Origin of the sequence: Kitasatospora sp. NPDC051164, from assembly GCF_044455625.1 — a bacterium.
GTDB lineage: Bacteria > Actinomycetota > Actinomycetes > Streptomycetales > Streptomycetaceae > Kitasatospora.
In genome coordinates, this window is the sequence record NZ_JBITFB010000023.1 from 102,969 (window position 1) to 125,968 (window position 23,000).

9 protein-coding genes are annotated in these 23,000 nt (G+C 68.5%); 1 reads left to right on the plus strand and 8 read right to left on the minus strand.

Going from position 1 to position 23,000, the window contains the following annotated elements; genetic code table 11:
• Positions 1–304: 304 nt before the first annotated feature.
• The 6 genes from ACIBEC_RS30870 to pglW all read right to left on the minus strand — a co-directional run bounded on the left by ACIBEC_RS30870 (position 305) and on the right by pglW (position 18,738).
• The gene (locus tag ACIBEC_RS30870) at positions 305–2,422 is read right to left on the minus strand and encodes a DEAD/DEAH box helicase (protein WP_360500579.1); all 2,118 of its coding nucleotides are present in this window, start codon (positions 2,420–2,422) and stop codon (positions 305–307) included.
• Positions 2,423–2,460: 38 nt separating this feature from the next.
• Entirely contained in the window at positions 2,461–3,807 is a 1,347-nt protein-coding gene (brxD, locus tag ACIBEC_RS30875; protein WP_360500576.1) for a BREX system ATP-binding protein BrxD, read from the minus strand.
• A complete protein-coding gene (gene pglZ / locus ACIBEC_RS30880) occupies positions 3,804–6,584 on the minus strand; it encodes a BREX-2 system phosphatase PglZ (RefSeq protein ID WP_360500574.1) in 2,781 nt (926 codons plus the stop codon). The genes brxD and pglZ overlap by 4 nt, the downstream gene beginning before the upstream one ends.
• Positions 6,584–10,486 carry a DUF6079 family protein gene (locus tag ACIBEC_RS30885; protein ID WP_360500572.1) on the minus strand — a complete coding sequence of 1,301 codons (3,903 nt, stop codon included), beginning with the start codon at positions 10,484–10,486 and terminating at the stop codon, positions 6,584–6,586. The genes pglZ and ACIBEC_RS30885 overlap by 1 nt, the downstream gene beginning before the upstream one ends.
• A 57-nt stretch (positions 10,487–10,543) precedes the next feature.
• Positions 10,544–14,227, minus strand: a complete 3,684-nt coding sequence (pglX, locus tag ACIBEC_RS30890) for a BREX-2 system adenine-specific DNA-methyltransferase PglX (RefSeq protein WP_360500570.1) — start codon at positions 14,225–14,227, stop codon at positions 10,544–10,546.
• A 137-nt stretch (positions 14,228–14,364) separates the two neighbouring features.
• Complete coding sequence (gene pglW, locus ACIBEC_RS30895) at positions 14,365–18,738, minus strand: BREX system serine/threonine kinase PglW (RefSeq protein WP_360500567.1); 4,374 nt, start codon at positions 18,736–18,738, stop codon at positions 14,365–14,367.
• Between the two features lie 301 nt (positions 18,739–19,039).
• Here pglW and ACIBEC_RS30900 point away from each other — a divergent pair, with 301 nt between their 5' ends.
• Entirely contained in the window at positions 19,040–20,347 is a 1,308-nt protein-coding gene (locus ACIBEC_RS30900; protein ID WP_360500564.1) for a PQQ-binding-like beta-propeller repeat protein, read from the plus strand.
• Between the two features lie 114 nt (positions 20,348–20,461).
• On the opposite strand, the gene argS is transcribed toward ACIBEC_RS30900, so the two are convergent.
• Positions 20,462–22,222 carry an arginine--tRNA ligase gene (argS, locus tag ACIBEC_RS30905; protein ID WP_360500563.1) on the minus strand — a complete coding sequence of 587 codons (1,761 nt, stop codon included), beginning with the start codon at positions 22,220–22,222 and terminating at the stop codon, positions 20,462–20,464.
• A 155-nt stretch (positions 22,223–22,377) separates the two neighbouring features.
• Positions 22,378–22,761 carry a DUF4440 domain-containing protein gene (locus tag ACIBEC_RS30910; protein WP_360500560.1) on the minus strand — a complete coding sequence of 128 codons (384 nt, stop codon included), beginning with the start codon at positions 22,759–22,761 and terminating at the stop codon, positions 22,378–22,380.
• Positions 22,762–23,000: the final 239 nt, after the last annotated feature.

Genomic DNA, 23,000 nt, shown 5'->3' on the forward strand with positions numbered 1-23,000 from the left:
CGATGCTGAATCCGCTGCCATGCAGAGCGTCTGTCCACACGAACCGGTCGAACCACGTGGTGATGTCCGACTTGAACGAAGTGATGGTTGCCATCCGGCGCCTCCCCGTCGTGACTGGCGTCCCCGAGAGCGCCTTCGCACCCCTGGCACCCGTCGTCTCCGTAGAGATGACCGACCGTCCAGACGTTCAACCCCGACACGCGTTTGACAGCAGCACCAGTGCCATGGCCGCTGCCATGAACGCCGTGACGGTCACCGCCTGTCGGGAGAGCTGCTCCCAGCCCCCTCCCGGTCCGAAGCAGTTCTACTCTGCCCGAAGTGAGAACCTAACCGGTCCGGACAACACAGTCGTCGCCGAGTCGAGATCTGCCAAACGAGTCGCGAGCGTGGCCATGGCCAAACGCTCGGGGAGGGCCTCGTGAAACTTCAACCCGCGCATCGCCTTGACGTCGACGTCCGGAAGGCACAGTCGCGAGACAGCGTCCGCCGTGCCGGCCTTCCACATCTGCGGTGTGAGGTCGGTACGCAGGCGCAGGTATTCGTCGGAGAAGCGCTGGCGCTCGTCGGTGACTCCCGCCAGGGTGGCGGTGAGGGTGGCGTTGGCCCGGTACCCGGCCCAGGTCCACCACCGGATGTCGTCACCGGCTCGGGTGATAACGGTGCCGCCGGGGTGAACGGTGTCGACGTTCTGCTCACGGACATGGGCGAGCTGCTGGATGGCACGTCGGGTGAGTTTGACCTGCGGATCGGTTCCGAGCAGAACGTCCCGGGCGGCCTGGTTGAGGGCATAGGAGGTCCCGCTGTACCCGGTGCCGAACCAGCGCGCGCGGCCGGCGAGGTCGGAGGCCTCGACGTAGCAGCGGCGCCTGGTCCAGTCGATCCAGGTAACCTTCCAGCTCCTCCCGCCGAGGAGCAGGACCCGCGGTCCGTCGACCTTCTCCGTCAGGAGCATGGGGTCGGTGCGGCCGATCTCCTGACGGCCTGCGAGGACTGTGAACTCCGGCGGGGCGGTGAAGACGGCGGTGATGCCCATGAAGTGGCGGCGGCCGAACTTCTCCTCGGCGGCCGGGCCGATGAACAGCAACTCGCCGTCCTGGTCGAGAAACCCGTGGTCGACGAGGTGTCGCAGGATGGGCTCCGCGCTGCGGCCGAAGGGAGGAAGGCCGTTCCAGCCCTCGTCCCACAGCCCTTGGGCGATCTTGTGTTCCTGCAGGCTCAGGGCGAGAACCTGCTGCGCGACGATGTGCCGGGGCTCGGGCGGCGCGGTGACGGGCTCGACGTAGCCGCGGCCCCACAGCACGAGAAGGGCGGCGGCACCGAGGAGGGCCTCGTGGCTGCGTGCGAGGAACAGGCAGTTGCGGGTGGAACCGGCGCGACGACCCGTGCGGCCGATGCGTTGAAGGAAGGAGGCGACGGTGGTGGGGGCATCGATCTGGATCACGCGGTCCAGGTCGCCGACGTCGATGCCGAGTTCGAGTGTGCTGGTGGAGACGATGACGCAGTCGCGGGCCTCGGCGAAGGCCGCTTCGGCCCGGCGTCGTTCGTCCAGTGAGAGGGAGGCGTGGGAGAGGAACGTGGTCACGCCTGCGGCCCGGAGTGCGGCGCCGAGCTCCTCGACGAGTTGCCGGGAGTCGCAGAAGACCAGCCGTTTCTCCCCTCGATGCAGCGCGGCAATGACCTTGGCCGCGTTGGAAGTTGATCCGACGTAGTCGAGTTCGATGTCCCCTGGCGGCGGTGCCGCGACGTCTGCACCGGCTCGTGGGGTGAGGTCGATGCCTGGGGCCACGACATGGGCGGGGCGCTGTCCGCGGCCGGATCCCTGAAGCCAGTAGAGCAGTTCGTCGGGGTTGCCGACGGTGGCGGACAGGCCGATGCGCTGGATGGGACGGCCGGTCAGGCGTTGGAGGCGTTCCAGGACGGCGAGCAGGTGCCAGCCCCGGTCGTCGCCGGCGAAGGCGTGGACCTCGTCGACGACGATGGCACGGAGGTTGGCGAAGAGGCGGTGCTGGTCGACCTTGGTGCTCACCAGCATCGCTTCGATCGACTCAGGGGTGGTGAGCAGGATATCGGGTGGGTCGGTGAGGATGCGGCGCCGTGCGCCCTGGGGGATGTCGCCGTGCCAGAGTGCGGCGCGGCGCCCCAGCCACCCGGTGTACGTCTCAAGTCGCGGCAGGAGGTTGTTCAGCAGCGCCTTGAGCGGGCACACGTACAGCACCGACAGCCCCGTCCAGCGCCCCCGCTCCATCGCGGACAGCAGCGGGAACGACGCGGCCTCGGTCTTCCCGCCTGCGGTGGGGGCAAGCAGAACGGCATCGGCGCCGTCCATCAACGGGCCGATGGACTCCTGCTGGAGGGGGCGCAGGTCGCGCCAGCCGAGGGAGTTGACGATGTGGTGCACCAGCGCTGGCTGGAGCCTGCTCATCGCGGCCGGGCCGCCAGGTCCGACCGTGCCAGCGCCGTTCACAGGTCGAGCTCGACGTCACCGGCGGAGGCAGCACTGCGTTCCGCCTCGCTCAGCTCCGCGGCGGAGAGGGTGAGCGCGTAGTGCTGCCGGGGGTCGAAGTCCTCGAAGTCGTCGACGCGGTCGAGGATGTCAGCGACGAGCTTGCGCAGGAACACGCGCGGGGCGATGCCTACCTGGCCGCCTAGGCCTCCGGTGACGGCGGTGGCGAGCTCGGCGATGTAGGCGTTGTCGACGCGCTCGCCGATCCGGTCGGGATTTCGGGCCGCCGCAGCGTACAAGTCGCGGACGGCGCGCCCGAGTTCGCCGAGCCGATCGAGGTCGAACCCGGCCAGCCGGAGCTGGACGGCGCGAGGGGAGTCGAAGCGCGGGTCGGTGGTGAAGTCGGTGGCCAGGCGCTGGGCGAGCGGGGGCAGACGCTGGACGCCCTGCTGCCCGTCGTAGAACGCGGGCGTGCCGGTGATCACCAGGAAGAGCCCGGGAAAGCGGCCGGCGTCGATCTCGTCGAGCAGCTGCCGCAGGGCGTTGAGGCCCTTCTCCCGGACATCCCCGCGCACGCGCTGGAGGGTCTCGATCTCGTCGAGGACGAGCAGCAGACCCGGGTGGCCGCAGTCGCGCAGGACCGTCAGCAGACCCTGCAGGAAGCCCAGTGCCGCGAAGTGGTCGAGGTCGCCTCGTACGCCGGCGGTCCGGCGCGCTGCCGCTGCCACCGACTTCTGGCCTCCGAGCCAGGCGATGAGCGCCTCAGCGGTGGCCGCATCGCCCACTGCCTTGGCGTTGCGGTAGCCCCGCAGCGCGGCGGCGAAGGCAGGAGTGGTGCGGGCAACGTCCGCCAGCCGTGTCTCCATCAGCGCGTCCACGGCCTTGCCGAGTGCCTCACTGTCATCCTCGGACACCTCTCCGGCGTCGAGGACCTCCTCCTCCAGGGTGTAGAACCAGGAGTCCACGATGGCGCGCAGGGCACTGGGCGCGTGGGTCGAGGTGGACAAGCGCTCGGTGAGCCGCCGGTAGACAGTCTCCAGGCGGTGCAGCGGGGTCTCGGTCTCCGAGATCTGGATCTCGGCAGCCGCCAGGCCCAACCGCTTGGCCCGCTCAGCCAGCCAGCGGGCGAAGAACGTCTTGCCGGAGCCGTAGTCGCCACGGACGGCGTGGAAGGCGGCTCCGCCGCGTGCGACGACGGCGAGGTCGTCGTCGAGGGCACGCTCGAAGCGCTCCAGCCCGACAGCGAACAGGTCGAGCCCCGACTGCGGCACAGTGCCGCGCCGCAGTGCGTCGATCACTTCCCGGCGCCGCGCCGGGCTGATGTGGCCGCCGGTGCCGCCGGTGGCCGGCCCGAGGGCACTCACTGGTCCTCCAGCTGGAACTGCTCGACGGCGAGCTGCACGTTGAGCCGCAGGCGCGTGCCGTTGTCGGTGAATTCCAGCACGGGATAGCTCTCCACGTTCAGGAGTCGTTGCAGCTGGGCGGCGAAACCGTCAACGCTTCGCCCGGGCTTTCCGGCCGCCTTGGCGACCGCGACCAGCGACAGCAGTCCATCTGCGGCGACGAGAGCGTCCAGGGCCGCGGCGACGACCGCCGCGTCCGGCGCGGCCCGGACATACTGCCGCTGCGAGGCGAACACGTCGGAGCCCGCAAGGCGCTGTCCGAACGTCGGAGTGCTCCTCTCCGCCTCGGGCTGCGCCGCCTCGACCGGTGCCTGCGCCTTGGCGGCCTTCGTACGCGGCTCCTGGCTCGGGAACACGGCAGGGACGGCGCTCCCAGCGGCCTGGCCGACTGCGGGCTCGTGCGCGTTCCACCAGCGCGGGGTCACCTGCTCCGGGGCGATAAGAGACCACCCCTTCGGCAGCTGCGCCTCGGAAGGAAGCAGCACGAGCACCGGTACGGTCATCTCCGCAAGGGAGGCCCCGCCGTGGTAGCCGGCCTTACGGGGCGTGTAGCGGATGTCCTCCCGCCACGGCGCGACGATCCGGCCGCCACCTTCCAGGACACGAGGCCCGGCAAGCAGCACCTCACCATCCTCCGGCTCACCGGTACGCCACCGGGCGGCACCCACACCGCCTCCGGCAGCCGGTGCGCCGAGCCCCTCGCCACGCTCCAGCACGTGGCCATGGTCGGCGACGAGCACCACGGGGCGCCCGTACAGCCGTGCGGCGCTGAGCAGTTCCTCCAGGTACGTCACGTCGGCGAGCCGCCATCTGGTGCGGTCGCCCTGCGCGGCGTGGTCGAGTGAGTCGTCCACCGTGTTGAGGACGACTCCGACGGCAGCGTCGCCGGCAAGCTCGCGCTGCAGTTCCTCGGCGAGGCGCTGCCCTGCGGCGCCTCCTATGTCGGCCTTGTGAAATAGCACACCGGAGCGCCGTTGGCGGGACCAGAACGCGGCGAACCCGGGCTTCTCCACCGACTGGCCGCCGCTGGTGAGGCTGCCGGTGAGCAGGGAGGCGCGGCTGATCCGGGTGAGCGAGGGAATCGCCGCGACGGCAGCGCTGCGCGTCCCGGCAGTCGGCCCGGCTTCCAGCCAGCCTCGCCGGGACAGCTCGGCGCCGAACCCGACGGCGACCTCACTGCTCATGCCGTCCAGCAGCAGGACCAGCGGCGCGCGCTTCTCCCTGCCCGCGATCTTGGCCGCGATCTTGGCGAGTACGTCCTCGACGAGCAGCGCACCGGCGGGCGTTGGGCTGCCGGCGTTACGGGTCCATTCGCGCAGGTGCCCGGCGAAGGTCTCGTCGATCGCGGCGCGGCGCTCGCGCGCCGCCAGGTACACGCTGCGGTAGGCGGCGCCTATGGCGGGACTGGCCTCGGCGTCGCCCGCCCACAAAATGGTGAGCGCCGCGTCCACCCAGCCCCAGTCTGCGAGATGGCGTTCGACGGCGTCGGCGACCGAGACGAGCGCAGGCTGGGGCTCGGCCAGCCAGCGGACCAGCCGTACCGCAGCCTCGGCGGTACGCACCCGGCCCCGCAGGAACGAAGCGAGGTGGTGGTGGCGCAGCCGCTCCAGCGCGTCGGCTGCGCGGTTCGGGTCACGGTTAGCGCCTGGGGTGGCGGGATCCAGCAGCTCGGCGAGCACGCTCAGCCGCGCCTGGAACCCCGAGGGCAGGTAGCCGTTCTGCGCGAGTTCTGCGCTGAGCCCGGCCTCCTCGGCGAGCAGGTCTGCCTGCCGAAGAACCTGGAGGGCACGGTCACGCGCGGCGTACTGATGGGCTCCGGCCTGTTCGGCCTGGAGCAGCCAGCGGGTGAGCGTCCCCTCTACGGCGGCGGTGAAGGCTTGCAGTTCGGAGGGCTTGGGCCGGACAGAGCCGAACAGACTGCCGAGCGCGAGCCCCGCTTCCGCTGGGAGTGAGGGGCCAGTGAGCACTGAGCCGACGAGACCGAGGGCCATCGCTTCGTGGCCACGGCCGGCAGCGCACAGGTTTAGCAGCAGGGGTGCGGCCTCGCCGACGACCTTGGTCAGCCAGGCACTGATGCCCTGGCGCTCCTCCTCGGCCAGCGCAGCATACCCCGCCGGACCGGCCGGGCTGCGGGACCAGGACAGCAGCGTGTCGGCATCCAGCGGAGTGTCCCGGCGTACCGGGTCACGCCGCCCGCCGGTCGCCTCCTGGGCCCAGTCCCCGATCGACAGGCGGGCCTCAACCAGCGCGCGCATCGCCGCATCCAGGGTCAGAACGGATCCTGCACGCGGCCAGCCGCTGTGCGGTTCGGCGTCCAGAAGCGCGTTCACCAACCAGGACTCCGCACGGATACGCGGATCGAGGTCGGTGGCACCGAATCGGAGCCTGACGATCTCGGCCCGGTCCACATTCAGCACCTGGCGGCGCAGGGCGTGCCCGAGCAGGTCCCAGCCGAGCTGCCCGTCCGCTACCCCAGTGGCCACCACGAGAACAGAACTGTCACCCGGGGCCGCCTCACGGTGGCGGTGCCACGCATCGGAGATACCCAGCACCGAGTGGTCCTCCACCACCTCGACCCGGCGCTTCTCCTCGCCGAGCGCGGCCGTGAACCCGGTGGCCCCACCAGGTTCGTAGCGCCCGTGGACGAGGACCAGCCGACGCTCGGGCTCGGCCGGCAGCTCAAGCCGCAGCAGCGCTTCTAGGACCCGCCGGTTGACCAGTGGTGGCAGCATCGACATCAGACATCCACTCCCTCACCCTGCGAGGAGCCCGTCCCGGGCTCCTGGGCGGGCTTCCAACCGATCTCGATCTCCGCGCCCGGGTTGGCCGCGCTGAACGCCCGGATCTCCCCGAGCAGGTCGGAGACCACCCGCTCCAGCACCGAGTCACCCGCACGAGCCGCGACCCTGCGGGTCGACGCACCCGGCACAGCCACCGCCGCCGGCGGCGAGGAAGGCAACGGCGGCTGCCCGTGAAGAGTCAGGCTGACCTGCTCCGCCTGGGTCGGATCGGCCTGCGGCTCCGCCGCGGGCGCGATGGGCTGCAGATCAGCAGGGGCGGGCTGCACGGGTGCCAAGACGGCCGCCAGCCGGGCCGCGTCCTTGATCAACGCCAGCGCCTGCGAAGTGATGGTGTCCAGGACGGGCGCGAGCTTGCGATCGCCCTCACCCTCCCGAGCCGCCCGTTCAACCTCGGCGAGCAGCCGCTGCGCCCGGTCCCCGATCCCGTCCGGGCGCCCGGTGTAATCCCGGACGGTATCCAGCAGATCCCACTGGACGCGGTCGAGAGCAGCGAGCACCGTCGGGGCCGAGCCGAGCGCGGCCCCGAGCCCGTCATCGTCGATGTCGTACGCGACGGCGGCAAGTTCCCGCACGAGCGCGGTGTCGTCCTGCTGCCGGGTCAGCCGCTGGACAAGATCTGCGGCGTGCCGGGCCGCGAGCAGACGCGGCGACGCCGAGTCGGCGAGACCCAGCGCCGTGGCGTGCCGTGCGTTGCCCAGCGAACTCCACACGCCCTCGACCGCAGATTCCAGCGTCGATGCCTTGGCGCGGACGGCCGCGGCCAGCTTGGCCACGTTCCGCGCGAACAGCACCGGCGGCACCCCTGCGACACCCAGCAGCGCCCCGGCCCGGTCCCGCGCGGTGGCGAACTCACCCTCGTCGGGCATCTCCTGAGCCCGCAGGGCGTAACCGGTGCCGATGGCGGCAAGCGCGGGCGCGTTCGCCTCGACCTTGCCGTGGAAGACCCAGGCCCGGTCCGCCAGCAGCGCGTAGGTGGCGATCAGCAGGCTGCTGACCTGCTTGTCGAGCCCGGTCCAGCCGAGCTGCGCGATCCACTTGCGGATCTCATCGACCTTGTAGTCACCCGTGATCTGCTGCTGGGCGGCGTACTGGTCGATCCTGCGGCGCCACTCAGTGCTGAGAGTGAGAGGCCCGTCATGGACCTCGCCGAGCTCCAGCGGATGGACGATCTTCTTCACCACCGCCATCTGACTCCGGTCGAGTTCGACCCGCCTGGAGCCGTCGTCCATGGCCTTGGTGATCCAGTCGAGCACGGTCTTCAGCTCGCCCGGCGTGATCGCCTTTCGATTGTTGGCGATGTCGAAATTCGGGTGCTTGGGGTAGAGCTGGTGGAAGACCGCGTCGGACAGCCGGAGCATGTTGCCCTCGAACCCTGCCGCAGCCTCCAGCCTCACCTGGTGGCCGAGCAACAGCGACATCACGTGCCCGTCCTCACCGATCGGCGCGCCCGAGTTCGACTCGTCCAGCCGACTGATCCCGTAGAGCTGGCCCAGGACCGCGGTGAGCTGCGACTCCAGGTTGTCGCGCTGCGCCTGGAGCTGGTGGCGCATGCGGATACGGTCTTCGGCGGAGTAGTTGACCGCCAGGTCGTCGAGCCGCTCGCGCTCCAGCAGATAGTTGATCTTCAGAAGGCGGCCGAGCTGGCCCGCGCGCTGGCGCGACAAGTGAGCCGGGATCCACACGACGGTCGGCTGGTGGTAGCGCTCGTCACGCTGCAACTGCCGCACCCGGGCAGCGTCGTTGCTCGGGTACTGGCCAGCGACGTCGAACGGGTAGTCCAGGACGAACCGCACCCGCCCCTCCACGGAGGGGATGAAATGGTCGTCCGGGATCTCCTGCGTGTCACGGACGTTACCGAAGACGAACTCGGCGGTCCGCCGGGTGCCCTTCCAGACCACCTCCCGCTCGCAGACGAAGCTGTCCACGTCCTTGATCTTGAGGGCCTGCCACAGCGCCTCCTTAATCCAGATCCGTCGCGCGCTCGTCCGGTCCTGCTCGCCCACTGCGTCCAGCAGCGGCTCGACGTCGAGGTCGGACAGGTGCAGCGCGAACACCGGGTCATCGCCGCCGTCCGAGCGCAGCTCTCCGCCGAACTCTCCCTGCAGCTCCTCCAGGCGGGCCAGCGCCACCCGGTCGTCGGTGATGGTGCGGGTGCGCCGGACCGAACCGTGGTTGAGGTCCGCCAGTCGGCGCGCGGTCAGCCGGGCGAGGGCCGGCACCTCGGGCGTCAGGTAGGCGAGCAGCAGCGTCTTGACGAGGCGGTCGGTGGAGCGGAAGTCGGGGTCGTCCTCGCTGCGGTACTTCTCCAGCAGCGAGGCCCGGACCTTGTCGTAGAACCGGGACGCCTGCTCGCCCTCCTTGCGGAGCTTGTCGGTGAAGGCGTCACCCATACCGCCCGACAGGACGTCCCACAGGTCGCCGAGGGGGATGACCTGGCCGACCTTCATGTCCCCACGCCGCCGCCAGAGCAGGTCCTGGAGGAGCTTGAGACCGGTGCGCTCACGCTGCAGCGCACCGGAGAGCGCCACCAGGACATTCAGCAGCGCTGGGGTGAGCGGGTAGACGTCCCGGAAGTCCGACCAGTCGGCCTGGGTCGCGCCCTGCGAGTCGAGCAGGGCATCCTTCACCCGGGGGTTGGACTGCTCGAAGTCGGCGAACGCCGCGTCCAGAGCCGCCCGGGCCTCAGGTGAGCGCGGCTTGAGCACACGCTCCTTGATGATCGCGGGGAGGTTGCGGTCCTCCAGGTTGATCACGTCAAAGCGCTCGGCGAGGTAGCCGACCTGGGACTCGAGGTTCTTCACCTCGGCGCCCGTGACGTCCTCGCCGACCAGCTGGGAGAGGTTTCGCTGACGGGAGACGAAGGAGATGATCGGCACCGGCCGGTCGGCCACCCCCGACTCGATGATCTTGACGAGCTTGCCAACCTCGGTCTTCACGAAGTCCTGGTCGCTCATCCGCGCCTGAAGCCAGAGGATCAGCTCGTCGATGAACAGCACGATTCCGTCGTAGCCGAGGGACTTGGCGTGCCGGCTGATCACCGACAGGCCGTCCTCCAACGGCAGGAACGCCTCCGCGTCACCGCTGGCGCCACGCGCGTACGACTTCATCGGCCCGCTCAGCAGCGCCGACACCAGTGCCTCCCGCAGCGGGTCACCCTGCGGAGCCGCGAACGCCCGGTCCAGATCCGCAGTCGTCCAGCCGCTGACGGGGGCAGCGCCGGCCTCCAGCGGGACGAGGTCGTCCTCGACCTCGCCGGAGTGGACGGTGCCCGAACCCTCGACGGACGGCTCCCCGAGCTTGCGGATGAATAGCTCGTCGCCCTCGATGGCCCGGTTGTAGCGGGCATCGTCCAGCATCGCGTCCGCCCGGTAGACGGCGGGCGTTGGAGCGGTCGGGTCCAGAAGACGGACCGCCCGGACGTAGCCGCCGAGGAGCGCGGAGTCCAGGTCAGCAGCGCCGACCAGGTGGTACGGCACCATCAGGAACCGACGATCGCGCAGCCAGTCGTCGTGCTCAGCGATCACTTCCAGCAAACGCGGCTTCGAGCGCGCCGCGGGCTCGTTGTTGAGCACTGCGTGCAGCACAGACATGAAGTGGCTCTTACCGGAGCCGAAGGACCCATGCAGGTAAGCCGCATTCGAGGACCCGTCCCGCGCCGAGCTGCGGACGAGGGTCAGCGCCTGGCCGAAAGCCTTCTTCAGCTGGTCGGTGACGACGTACTCGTCGACCAGACGCTGGGTCTCCTCAAAGCCGCCGGACAGTTCCACCTTGAACTTGCCGGCGTGCACCGCATCGGGGATGTCCAGGACGTCCCGGAGGTAGAGCTCAGAGCTGGACATCGCGGGTCGCGGTTCCCTTCGTCATGGTCTTCTGATCGTCTGTGCGATGACGGAATATCACTTGGTCGCACCCTTGACACGCTGGAGCGCCGCTGGGCGCCACTCCCGAAGGGTGGTCGCGGTGATGTGGTGCTCGCGCTGCTCGGCGTCCAGCCACTCCTGGCAGTCAGCGGCGGGGTTGCCATCCCACTCAGCATCAAACTCGCCATGCCACTGCCGCAGCCAGGGCAGCAGCTCCTGCATCCCAGCGAGGAGCGGGACGAGCTGCTCACCCTGCCAGTTGTCCCGCTCTACGCGGTCGGCGACCAGGTTGATGAGGGCCTGTGCGCGGTCCCGATGATCCCAGCCTGCCCAGCCGAGGACAAGCTTTGGGTCAGCCTCGGGACCGGCGTCCGGGTAGGAGATGAAACGCTCCTTCGGCACGTCGAGCTTCCCCCGATTCGTCCAGTACGACTGCTTGCGAAAGTCCGTACTCGCGTACTTCGGCGGCACCGCAATGTCGAGCCGCTCGCCGGTCTGATCCTCCCTGCGCTGCTGCTCCCACACCCGCTCCCACTGCTCGCGCTTGCGCAAACCAGAGTCCTTGTGCCGCAGAGCGGCCAGATACGGAACGTGCTCGTCCGCGAGGACCTCACGCAGCACGTCGACAAGGCGGAAGTCGGGCTTACCAAGGTGGTCGCCAGCGTAAAGCTCCGCAACGGCGTGGAAATCGGGGTCATCGCCAAGTAGGTCCGCGAGCCGGGCAGGTGTGAGAGTGCGCGGCTGGCGCATCCCGTCGCGCGTATGGAACCACAGGTCCTTACGCTCGCAGCGGTCGAGCAGCCACGTACGCAGAGCATCGGCTTCCGCCTTCTCCCATCCCTGGGACAACCATCGGCGCTTGCATTCGGGTCGTTCGATGAGTGCGAGATCGCTACGCTGCTCAATGGTGTCGATCCGGCGCTGCACGATCTTGCGGTAGCTCTCGGGCCAGTGTGCTGGGATCTCCGTAATGGGCATGGAGCCATGGCGGGTGAACCACACGATCTCTGGGTCGTCGACTGCGGTCTTGCGCGCTAGCACGATCTCGAACGCACGCTCGCCAAGGGCGACTTCTGGGAGGTCATCGTGGTTGGTGATCGTGAGGTCCTTGACCTCCGCGTCGGTGAGCAGCCCATACGAGCCATAGACCTGCCAGTCCAACTCTTCCTGCAGCGCGATCATGCGGCGGCGCGTAGAGGCGTGAGCAGTTCGAGCGGCTTCAAGCGCAGCACGGGTCGGACTGCTGGATGCGACGGCTGCGGGCGCATACGTTGCGAGCGTCTGCGCGCATTGATCGAGATCGCGACCAAGAGCGACAGGGATGGTGGACGGCAAAGGGAAGTTTTGAAGCTTGGTGCCGGTGAACTCGTAAAAGCGCTCCCATGCCTGCGACTTGAATCCTTCGCCGCCGATCCCTTGGGAACCTTTGTCGTGACACACCTGCTTCAACCAGAAACACGCCGTCGATGAGTTCAGCACTCCGAGAAGCCCCAGGTGCTCCTCCTCGGTTGCCCCTTCCGGCAACTTGATCACCGGCGCAGTGCGGTTGAACAAGCGACCCTGCCTGTCAAGAGCGAAATGATTGTGTGTAGACACAAATGCAAAGCTGATCCCGTTTGCCGTGGATAGCTTGCTGGTGTAATTCTCCAGGTGGCAGTACCAGGGGTACCCATTTTCAATTACCGACTTGCCAAAGATCACGCGATGCGCAAGCAGTTCGCGATACGGCCAGAGACTTCTTGTCGCGATACGGCTATCTTCGGGCGCAAATGACGAATTATTCGAGTCCACGTAGGGATTTCTGACATACACGCCGGCGCCGATCGCGAAGTCGCGAACGGCATCTCCGACAACCAATTCGCGAACATCATTAAAATCGCCCAAGCGAGCAGCCGTCTCACCATTCGGCAGGAAGAATGCGTCGTCGGCACCAGTTGCCGTCGTCCTGCCGATACTCCGAACGTGCTCGCCCAGTCGGCCAGTTCCCGTCTCAATGGCCGCAAGCACTTCTGCTGCTCCACCACCAGAAAGCGACCATGGAGAGGAGGCCAAGGCGCCCCGAGCGAGGTCGACACAAGCCACCCAGTTCGACACGCTGCCAGGGGAATTAGCCTGGTCCACGATCGCGCGCCAGACCAGCCCATCTGCTGCTTCAGCAGGATGGCCTGGCTCCCCTCGCACCCCGAGCACCGCACGGATCGGATCGCTCCACCCATGGGTGGTATTCCGCCCGATCAGGATGACTGTGGGGGTGCCGTGCCCAGGAATGAATGCCCCCGAGGTGTCAATCACATGCGTGAGCTTCACCTGCACCCGAAAGAATTCTTCAATGAGCTTCTTACCGAACTCTCGCTTCATGAAAGAGTTCGCTGTGATCTGACCTGTGAAGCCGCGCTGATCGCGCGTGGCAAGCTCAAAGATCCGTTGCGCGAATGGCACTGACAGCGCGTACGTCCCCGAGCAGGCGTCGTAGATCCCCCGGTAGTTTTCGTTCTCCTGCTTGTCTTTGACGGTGATGTACGGCGGGTTGGCCACTACCACGTGATACGAGTGCTTTCCCAGCAAGTCGCCGCGTCGAACGAACTCGTTCACGTCCTCAGTGGCATACGCGAACGGGTTCTCCTCGATGCCGTCTTCCTCGACGCCCAGCGCCGAGAACAGGTCGTCTTCACTCTTGCCCTTGAGCTTGCGCCTTCCGACGCCACGCCCGTGTAGCAGTGAGTCGCCGACCGCGATGTTAATCGGGAAGCTGGGCGCCTGGTCCAGCCGCTTCAGCTCTGCCGCCTTCAATGCCGCGACGAGCAATCGGAACCGTGCAACGCTCACTGCAAACGGATTCTTGTCGCATCCGTGCACCGCTTCCAGTGCAGCTCGCACGTTCGCCCAGTCGTCGACGCCCGGCCCCGCCGCCTCCCGGTGCTTGGCCAACAGCCGCTGGAACATACCCAAGAGAAAGTGGCCGCTGCCGCACGCTGGGTCAATGGTTCGCAGGCCGCGGTGCTCGATTACTCGGGTCTCGCCCTCTCGGATGGTCATTTCGGGCCAGAGTCCGAACTCCTCGACCGCAGGCTCCAGCGTCAGGTCGAGGATGAACTCCTCCACGAACTCCGGCGTCTGCAGCAGCGCGTATGTCTTCCGCGCGTGCTCGCTGAGGTTCTGGTAGAGGTCACCTAGGAAGCGGGTGTCCCAGTCGTCGCTTTCGAAGAGGTGTGCCGCTTCGCCGTCTTCACCGCGCCGCCGCCAGAACGCCAACAGCCCCCGCGCAGCATCAAAGCTCGGCGTCAGCCCCCACAGCGGATTGTGGTTCCGGTCGAAGAGGCCGCCCGCCGTCTCGTTTGCCGCCGCCAGGTGGTTGAAGGCGGCGACAAGCCAGTCGCGGTCATTCTGCTCGGGGTTCTCGCGGAAGTGTGCCTCGTGGCGCTCCTCGGCGACCGCCAGCCGCTCTCCCGGGCCGGCGATCCAGGGCCACTCGATCAGCCCGTTGTCCTCGCAGAAGCGGACGAAGACCGTGCCGAGGACCCAGGCCACTGCGGCCTGGGTGATTCGCTCCTCGCGCCAGCTCTCGTAAGTCGCCGCGGTGCGCTCGGCAGTGCGCGCACGCTGGTACTCGTCCGTAAGCGTGGCCGCGAACTCGGGTACGTCCTGGCTGCGCTCCCGCAGGTCGTCCTCCAGGGCTGCCACCTGCCTACGCAGGTCCTTCAGCAGCTCGTTCTGGTCCACTCCCCGACCCGCCACAGCGCCCATCCTTCTACCGTCGTTCGCATTCGCCAGCCCTACGGGCCGTGCGTCCTCATCTTGCCAGCTCACCGCACCCGAACGAGTGGCTGTTCACCATCCACCCTGCCCGTGAGCGGGACTCACGCCACGCTCAGCTGCCGCAGGCCTTCGAGGAAGTCCCCGCGCAGCACCGCGCGCTCCGACTCGCCCAGCACCTCGACGATCACGCCGTCCAGCTGCGGAGTCTCCTGTGGTGCCTCAGACGGGCAGAGCAGCCAGAGCCCGTGCGGTGCGTTCTTCTCCCGCCGGGCGGCGTTCTGCAGTGAGACGAGCAGCTCGCGGCCGCCAGCGTCGTGGTAGCGGGCCACCAGGCCAGCGTCGTGGAGCAGCAGTACGGTCTGCGGCCCGAGCACCTCCAGCCGCTCGTGCAGTCGCTGCGCTACTCGCGTCCAGGCGCCGTTGACGTAGGAGCGAAGGCCGCGCGAGAGGTCGCCGGAGGCGGTGAATTTCGCGTCGATGGTCAGCACTCGAGCCCACTCGGTGCCCTGCTCGGCGGCGAGGGCACGGAATTCGGACAGGAACAGTTCGCCCAGGGCGAGCGGCTCCACGCCGTACGCCGTGGCGATGTCCTCGGCCGCTCCGGGCAGGTACCTGCCGCGCAGGGTCAACGCGAGAAACCCTCCCCGGCGCTTGGCGTCCTCCAGCTTGGCGCTGAGCAGCGCCTGGGGATCGCGGCCAGCGGCCGCTGAGGCAGCAGCCACACCCAGTGCACCCGAGAAAAGGTTGGTAGACGTCGCCGAGGTGGTCACCCCACGGGCACTTTCCGGGACGGGCGGGCGGAACCGCTCGACATCCCGGTCATACTCGAGGACGAAGCCGGCCTCCTTGAGCGCTTCCGTCATTTCCACTTGGGTCGGCTGGCCCAGGTGGAGGTCGGGGAAACGGAGCCGGACCTTGGCGAGCAGTTCGTCGACGGTGGCGCCACGGTCGCGCCGGATCCCGGCTGCGGCCTGGGAGACGGCGATGGCCCGGGCCAGCGAGAGGCCGCTGGGGTAGAGCTCGAGACGGGGGGAGTACAGCGCGTCCTGAGCTGCGGCGGAGGCGAGTGCGACCAGACGGGCGTCGGCGAGCGCGGCCATTCCGGCGGGAAGTGGCACGGATCGCAGTTCACGGATGACGACGGCGCGGTCCGGCAGCGGGTCGGCCGAGGCAAGGCGGTCCGCCTGCTGGCCGAGGGCCCGGGCGTAGTCGGCGAGGTCCGGCGCGCTGGGGTGGTTGGTTCCCGGCAGGGATTCACTGGCGACGAACATCCTGCCGCCTCGTCGGAGGACGGCCAGGCGCGGCTGATCGTCGTCCTCCTTGTCGTGTGGCCATGCCTCGGCATCGAGGGCGGCGCGCACCACTGCGAAGGTGAGTGCCTCCGCCCGGTCCGGGTCCTGCTCGCTGACTCCCTTGCGGATGCGCATTTCGGTGGCCAGCTCGTGGACGGTGACCACCCGGCCGGACGCTTCGACGAAGGCGGTGATCTCCTCGCGCAGGCCGGCAATGACCGGGTCGAGGATCCAGCCTTGGATGGCGGCGACGTGGCTGCGCGAGACGCTGGGCTGCTTGATGTCGAGTTTCTTGGCGATCTCCGTCTGGGAGCACCAGACGGGCAGCGGCGACGGCTCCCCGGTAACGGTTGGCAGGCCGAGGGTCAGCCGGATGACATCGCTACGGGTGGAGCCTCGGCGTGGGGGCCCCGGGTCGAGGTGGGTGGCGAGGTCGTCAATGCTGGCTCGAGCCACGAACTGTGCAGGCAGCCCGGACAGGGCGAGGACCGGTCCCGTGGGCGCTGCGCCCGTACTGCCCGACCGCTTCGGCGCTGAGGTGGTCGGCCGGAGCCTGGCCGACCATTGCTTGTGCCGACGGTTCAACTCCTTACGAATGACTGCACCGGCGCCGCGCGCCCGCGCGATCTGGTGCAGCGGCACGTTGAGCAGCTCTCCGACCGTAGCGGCGCCGAAGGAGTGAGCCACTGAGACCGCGCGTGGTGAGAGGCCGGCTGCGTTCAGTAGCGTCTCAAGCGCCGCCTGTTCGGCGAACCGGTCCCGGGTGGCCTCCAAGCCCTCGTCGTTGTCGGCGTCCTTGTCGGTGTCCTCCGAGCCGGCTGGAACGGCCGCGTCGGCCTTGGTGAACACCGCCTGCCAGGCGTCGCGCATCTGCCTCAGGGTGTCGAAGCGCCGGTCGGCGTCGCGGTGCAGGGCGCGCCGGAAGAACGCGGTGAGGCCTTCCGACAGTGCCGGTTCGAAGACATCCTCGGCGACGACCGGATATTCGTCCTCGGTGGTCCGGGGGTCGGTCATCTCGTCGCCCCAGCGGGGGCGTTCCCCCGAGGCCATCTCGTGAAGGGTCACGGCGGCGGCGTAGTGCTCGGCGTGGTCGTCGAAGACCGGTCGGCGTGGGGTGTCCAGGAACGGGTCGAGGTAGCCGCGGGTGCCGGCCTTCACGTCCCGGTCTGAGGCGTCCGCGAGGGAGAAGTCGAAGAGCATCAGCTGCCAGGAGCGGTCGGCGCGCTGCAGCACACCGAAGTTGTCCGGCTTGAGGTCGCGGTGCCGGATGCCCTTGCCGGCAAGCTGGTCCAGTGCGGTGAAGAGGTCGCTGCTGAACCGCTCCAGCTCGTGGTAGGTGAGTCGGCCGTCCCCACGCAGGCGGGTGCCGAGCGAGCGCTCGCCGGCGTACTCCAGGTCCAAAACGGTCCGGTGGTGAACCTCGCGCGGACCGTCGAGCAACCGCACCACGAAGCCTCCGCCGACCGCGCGCAGTGCTGTCGCTTCGGCTCGGAGGCGTTCAGCGCGGGACTCGTCGAGAGCTACCTTCAGGACACGCTGATCGACCTTGACCTGGCCCTCGAAGTCTTCCATTTCTCGGCGCACCAGCAGTGCGCGAGCGGTAGCCCCGGTGCCGAGGACACGTTCGACCGTCCACTCCCCATCGACCATCTGGCCCGGCACCGCGGACAGCGGGTCCACGCCCACGGGCGTCGACGCCTCGGCGGTGACAGCCTGCTCGATCCGGTCGAGCTCGTCGAGGAAGCGATCGACCGAGTCCAGCCGATCGGCCACATCCGTCCTGGTGGCTTTGAAGACCAGACTGTCCAGCTCTTCCGAGACCGTGTCCGATACCGCGGACGGATGCAGACCGCCGTCCGCGGCCAGGCGTTCGATAAGGGCGCTGCGCCGTTCGGCCGGCGGTTCGCCGGTAAGGATCAGGTGGGCAAGCGCGCCCAGGCCGAAGAGGTCGAGGTCGACCGGGTCGGCGAACTCCATCTCGAACTCGGGCGCGAGATAGACCCGTGCCGCGCTCTCGATGTGGTCGCCGCCGCCGCTCGGGTCTCCGAGGGAGGTCTGGGACGTGGTGTCGAAGTCCCGTGCGGCGACCTGCCAGTCGATGATCCGCAGCACCGGCGATGAGCCGTCGGGCTTGCAGGAGACGTAGACGGAACGCGCGGCCAGTGCCCGATGGTACAGCGAGCGGTTGTGGGCGTACCGCAGCGCCTCGGCGAGCTGGCGGACCAGCTCCAGACGGGCCTCCGGGGTCAGCGTGGCACCGTGGGTGGCGAGGTATGCGCTGAGGCGCAGGTCCGATGCGCGGTGGTGGAACAGGATCGCCGGGCCGCCCTGGTGATCACGGATCTCCCGTGCCTGCGCGATGCCGCGGTGGTTGATGCCCTGTAGCACCTGGTACTCGCGCTTGGCCGCCCGCTCGACGGAGTTCCGGGTCTCCGGCGTGGCCTGCTGGCTCACCAGGTAGACCCGGACGCGGCCCTCCTCGCGGACGGGCTGTTCCCGGGAGGCGAGGCGGTCCTCCCAAGTGGGTCCGCCGTCCAGCGGGCGGCCGTCGAGCCGCCAGCCGTCGCCGTAGTTCAGGTGCGCGGTGGAGGCGCGGACACCGATCTTCTTCATCAGGTCCGGCAGTGCCTGGGCGAGCCGGAAGCGCTCGTGCCGGGCCGCGTCGGTGTCGCGGTTCGGGGGCAGGCCGAGGAAGTCCTGCCAGATTCGGGGCAGGCCGCTGGCACCGTCATCGCGCCCGAAGACGTCGATGGCCTGGACCGCGTCCAGCTCGGAGCGGAGGTCCGGGGCGGAGACGAACACGGCGGGTGAGATCCGGGGAATCTGCAGTCCGGGGTAGTGCTTCGACGCGGCCCAGGAGAGCTGGCTCCGGAGTTCCTTGGACTTCAGATCGGTGAGGTGGAGAGGGTTGTTGATGGTTCGGATCCGGTCCGGGCCGTGGAAGTTCCAGGTGCTGCCGCTGTTGGTCAGCCGCCCGGGCTGGCCCTTCAGCTCGACGAGGAACAGGCCGCGCGGTACCAGGATGAACAGATCGTTCTCGTTGACGCGCCCAGAAACCGCGGTGAAGGAGAACGTCGCCCAAGCCCGAAACGGCTCTGCCTGCGGCATCAGGGCCTTGACGTGATCCAGCGCCTCCTGCTCGTGCGGGAAAGGAGAGGGCCGCTCCTGGAACCAGCGCTGCACACGCGGCGGTGCAGGCTTCGGCCGACGCGCTCCCAAGTTGCCATCCTTGCCCGCTGCCGACACTCCTGTGCCCTCCCTGTTCCTTGCTGTCCGGCCGCGGACGAACCAGGGCCTTCCTACAAGGCCTTGACCCTATCGGTCACAGCCGACAGTTGGAGGTATGTAGTCCTTCTCGTGATCAATCGGTCCACGGGTCTCATTGCGCCGTGCCGTGGAATACCCCAGGCTGGGCGGCATTCCGGAGCCAGCCGATCACTGTCAGGTACAGTCTGCACTGCTTCGGTGATCAAGCAAAGGGGGAATGATGATCTTCGCGGCTCGCTATCGGCATCGGCGCTGGGCTGGTGCTGTCGCCCTGGTGGTGGCGATGGTTGGCCTGCTGTCGGGCTGTAGCAGTTCAACTCCCCTGTCTGCGGACGGGGTTCCCCCGGCGGCCCGGCATCTCCAGGCATTCGACCCGCCGACGTCATTCGACTTCGGCGACGGCGACGGCACGGGGGACGCACTCGACGAGGGGGTCCAGCCCTCGACATCAAGCCCCGCACGGCAACGGCCGGCGATCTCACTGAAGGACACAACCGCCTTCGTGACCACCGAGGAAGGCATGAAAGCGGTCGACGCCGTCACCAGAAACACGATCTGGAGTGCGGCCAGCACCATCCCCGCTTCGAAGAGCGGCTTCGGGTCCGAGAGGGCCGCGCCGCTGCCCGCCCATTTCCACGGCGTTGACGCCGTGCTCGTGGCGTTCTCCCGCTACGTCCCGGGCACGGGGACCGGCAGGGGCCGAAACGTGATCGAGGTACTGGCCGCCAACTCGACGACGGGCAAGACCGTCTGGAGCGCTCAGGTCGACCTCGTGGAAACGCCTCTGGACAAGGAGGCTGTGAGCCGCGACGAATCGCTGCTCGCAGACGGCATCCGGGCGGCGCAGGTGGTGGCCGTGGACGAGCAGAGCGTGGTCGTGTCCGACGACGAGACGACCTATGTGGTCGACACGGGATCCGGGCAGCTCCGATGGACCAGGGCGGATTTCCACGCGATGCAGCTTGTCGATGGCATCGTGGCCGGTGCCGAGGCCCCGACGTACGGCGAGCGTCAGCTCGCAGGCTACGGCGCATCAGACGGTAGTCCTCGGTGGTCGGCCGTCCACACGGAAAGCCACGCCGTCGCCTCCTCCGCCGGCCCCGGCCTGCTCGCGATGTCGGCCTCCGATGGGTTCGTCATCGTCGACGCCCGTTCCGGAGCGGTCCGCGCCCACCCGGGGCCGGGGGCGTATGTGCACCCCTGGCACTGTGACTTCGACGGAACGTCCGTCATCCTCTGCAACGACCAGCTGTTCGGTCAGACGCACTCGATCGCGGCTTTGGACGCGACGTCGATGAAATGGCTCTGGTCGATCACAGAGACGCCGGGAGGTCGGCTGGTGCCGGTGGTCACTGCCGTGTGGCACGGAGCGGTGTACGGCCGGACGACCAACGGCAATGTCATCCTCGACGCCCGCACCGGTGCCGACCGGGCAACCCCGAAGCTGGCTCCCTTCCTCGTCAACGCCTACGTCGGCATCGAGGACCGAGGCCGCAGCATGAGCCTGATGCGCTCCACGGGGTAGCGGTACACAGTCCCAGCAGGCCGCCGACTCCATGCAAGAGGACCGCGCCCGCTACTGCACGCAAAGCCTTCGAGTGAGCCGATCACGGCTGGCCCACTCGAAGGCTTTCGTCAGCTACAGCCTCTCGGGCGTCCCGATGCCGAGGAGGTCCATGCCCTGGCGCAGGGTCTGGCCGGTGAGCTGGCAGAGCAGCAGCCGGGTCTCCATGACCTCGCGCCTGGGTGCCTTCAGGACGGGGCAGTGCTCGTAGAACGTGGTGTACGCCGCTGCGAGGCTGTGCAGGTAGGCGCAGAGGCGGTGGGGTTCGAAGGTCTCGGCGACGAGGTCGATGGTGGCGCCGAACTCGTCGAGAAGGAGTCCGAGGGCGCGTTCGGCCGGCTCCAAGGCGAGGTCCTGGTGGGCGGTCGGGGTGACGCCTTCAGGGGTCTTGCGCAGGATGGACTGGATGCGGGCGTAGGCGTACTGGAGGTAGGTGCCGGTGTCGCCATTGAGGGAGACCATGCGGTCGGCGTCGAAGATGTAGTCGCGGGTGCGGGAGGTCGACAGGTCGGCGTACTTGACCGCGCCGATGCCGACCTGCTTGGCCCGGTCTTCGAGTTCCTCGGTGGCGAGCTGGGGGCTCTTCTCGGCAACGACAGTGCGGGCCCGGTCGACGGCTTCGTCGAGGAGGTCCATGAGGCGGACGGTCTCGCCGGAGCGGGTCTTGAAGGGCTTGCCGTCCTTGCCAAGGACGGTGCCGAAGCCGAGGTGCAGGGCGCGGACGTCGTCGGGCAGCCAGCCGGCGCGGCGGGCGGTCTCGAAGACCATCTGGAAGTGCAGGGCCTGGCGGCTGTCGACGACGTAGAGGAGCTGGTTGGCGCCGAGCATGCCGACGCGGTCGCGGATGGCGGCGAGGTCGGTGGTGGCGTAGCCGTAGCCGCCGTCGCTCTTCTGGACGATGAGCGGGGTCGGTTCGCCGTTGGGGCCCTTGATGTCGTCGAAGAAGACGCACAGGGCGCCGTCGGAGCGGACGGCGACGCCGGAGGCTTCGAGGTCGGCGCACACGTCGGCGAGCCTCGGGTTGTAGTAGCTCTCGCCGATGGCGTCGGCGTCTTCGAGGAGGACGCCGAGGCGGGCGTAGACGGCTTCGAAGTAGACCTTCGACTCGTCGACCATGCCCTGCCAGGACGCGACGGTCTCGACGTGGCCGGCCTGCAGTTCGACGACGCGCCGACGGGCCCGGTCGGCGAAGTCGGCGTCGCTGTCGAACTTGGCGCGCGATGCCTTGTACAGGCGGTTGAGGCAGGACATCGACGGCCCGGAGTCGTCCGGCTCAGTGCCTTCGTCGAGCTCGGTCGGGTGCTCGATGAGGTACTGGATGAGCATGCCGAACTGGGTGCCCCAGTCGCCGAGGTGGTTGCGCCGGATGACCTTCTCGCCGGTGAACTCGAGGGCGCGCACGAGCGCGTCCCCGATGATCGTGGAGCGCAGGTGACCGACGTGCATCTCCTTGGCGATGTTCGGCTGGCTGTAGTCGATCACCGTGACGCCGGCCTCGGCATTGCTGCCCACGCCGAGTCGGGCATCGGCGGCGCGGGCGGCCAGCCGTTCGAGGATGGCGGCGTCGGTGACGGTGACGTTGATGAAGCCGGGTCCGGAGACCTCCAGGTTCGCGATCACCTGGTCAGAGCCGAGGTTCCCGAGTACGCGCGCCGCCACCTTGCGGGGGTTGACCCGCAGCGGCTTGGCCAGGCTCATGATGCCGTTGGCCTGGAAGTCGGCGCGGTCGCTTCGTCGCAGCTGGGGGTCGCTGTCCGCGGCGTCGGGGAACGCAGTGGAGATCGCCTGTACGAAGTGCTCGCGCAGCGCGTCGGCGATGGAGAGGACCGTAGCCATAGATCGAAGGACCGCTTCCTGAGACGTGTTGGGGCCGCGTGTCGGTCGCCGAGTTGCATCGCGCCTGCGCGGCGACCGGGCTGCAGTCGAGCATCCCATGTTCGTACGCGGCTGAGCTCCTGAATATTGCTCACCTGTGGGAGCTGTCGGCGATGTCAGCCTTGTTCGGATGGCGGCACGGGAGTTGCCTGGTGGTAGTACAGCTTCCATTGGCGCCCGTCTGCACTGCGACGCCAGAGGGAGCTGCGGCGCGCGCGGCGCCCCGATCCGGTTGTCTGGTAGGTCAGGTGCACAAGCCCCGGCGCAAGCAGCACACCGGACATCTCCGTGGCCAGGTAGGGCTCGTCGTCAGCGCCCGGTAGATCGGGTAGGGCCGCGAGCATGTCAGTGCGGCTCCAACGCCGCCCGGACGAGCCGACTTCCACGAAGTCCGGGTCCAGCAGCTCTGCCGCCTGCTCACTCGACAGGCGTACCTGTGGATCGATCAGGCGCAGCTCTGAGCGGATTGCCTCGTTCACATCATCCGCGGCGTTGTCCATGCGGGCATGGTCGCATGGGTGACGCCCGCTGGGCAGTGCCGGTCTTGGAGCGTCGGCGTCAGCGGGCTGCTCGCGATCGATGCCCGTCGGGCAGGGAGGCTGGACTCCGTCCTGCCGGCACCAGTGGCGGGCGGCCGACTGGTCGGTCCGCTGTGGGTCGGGCAATTCGCTAATTGCCTCGAACGCAGGGTCACCGACCGGCTACGGTGGCATACCTTGCTGCCTTGCCCGCCCAGGCC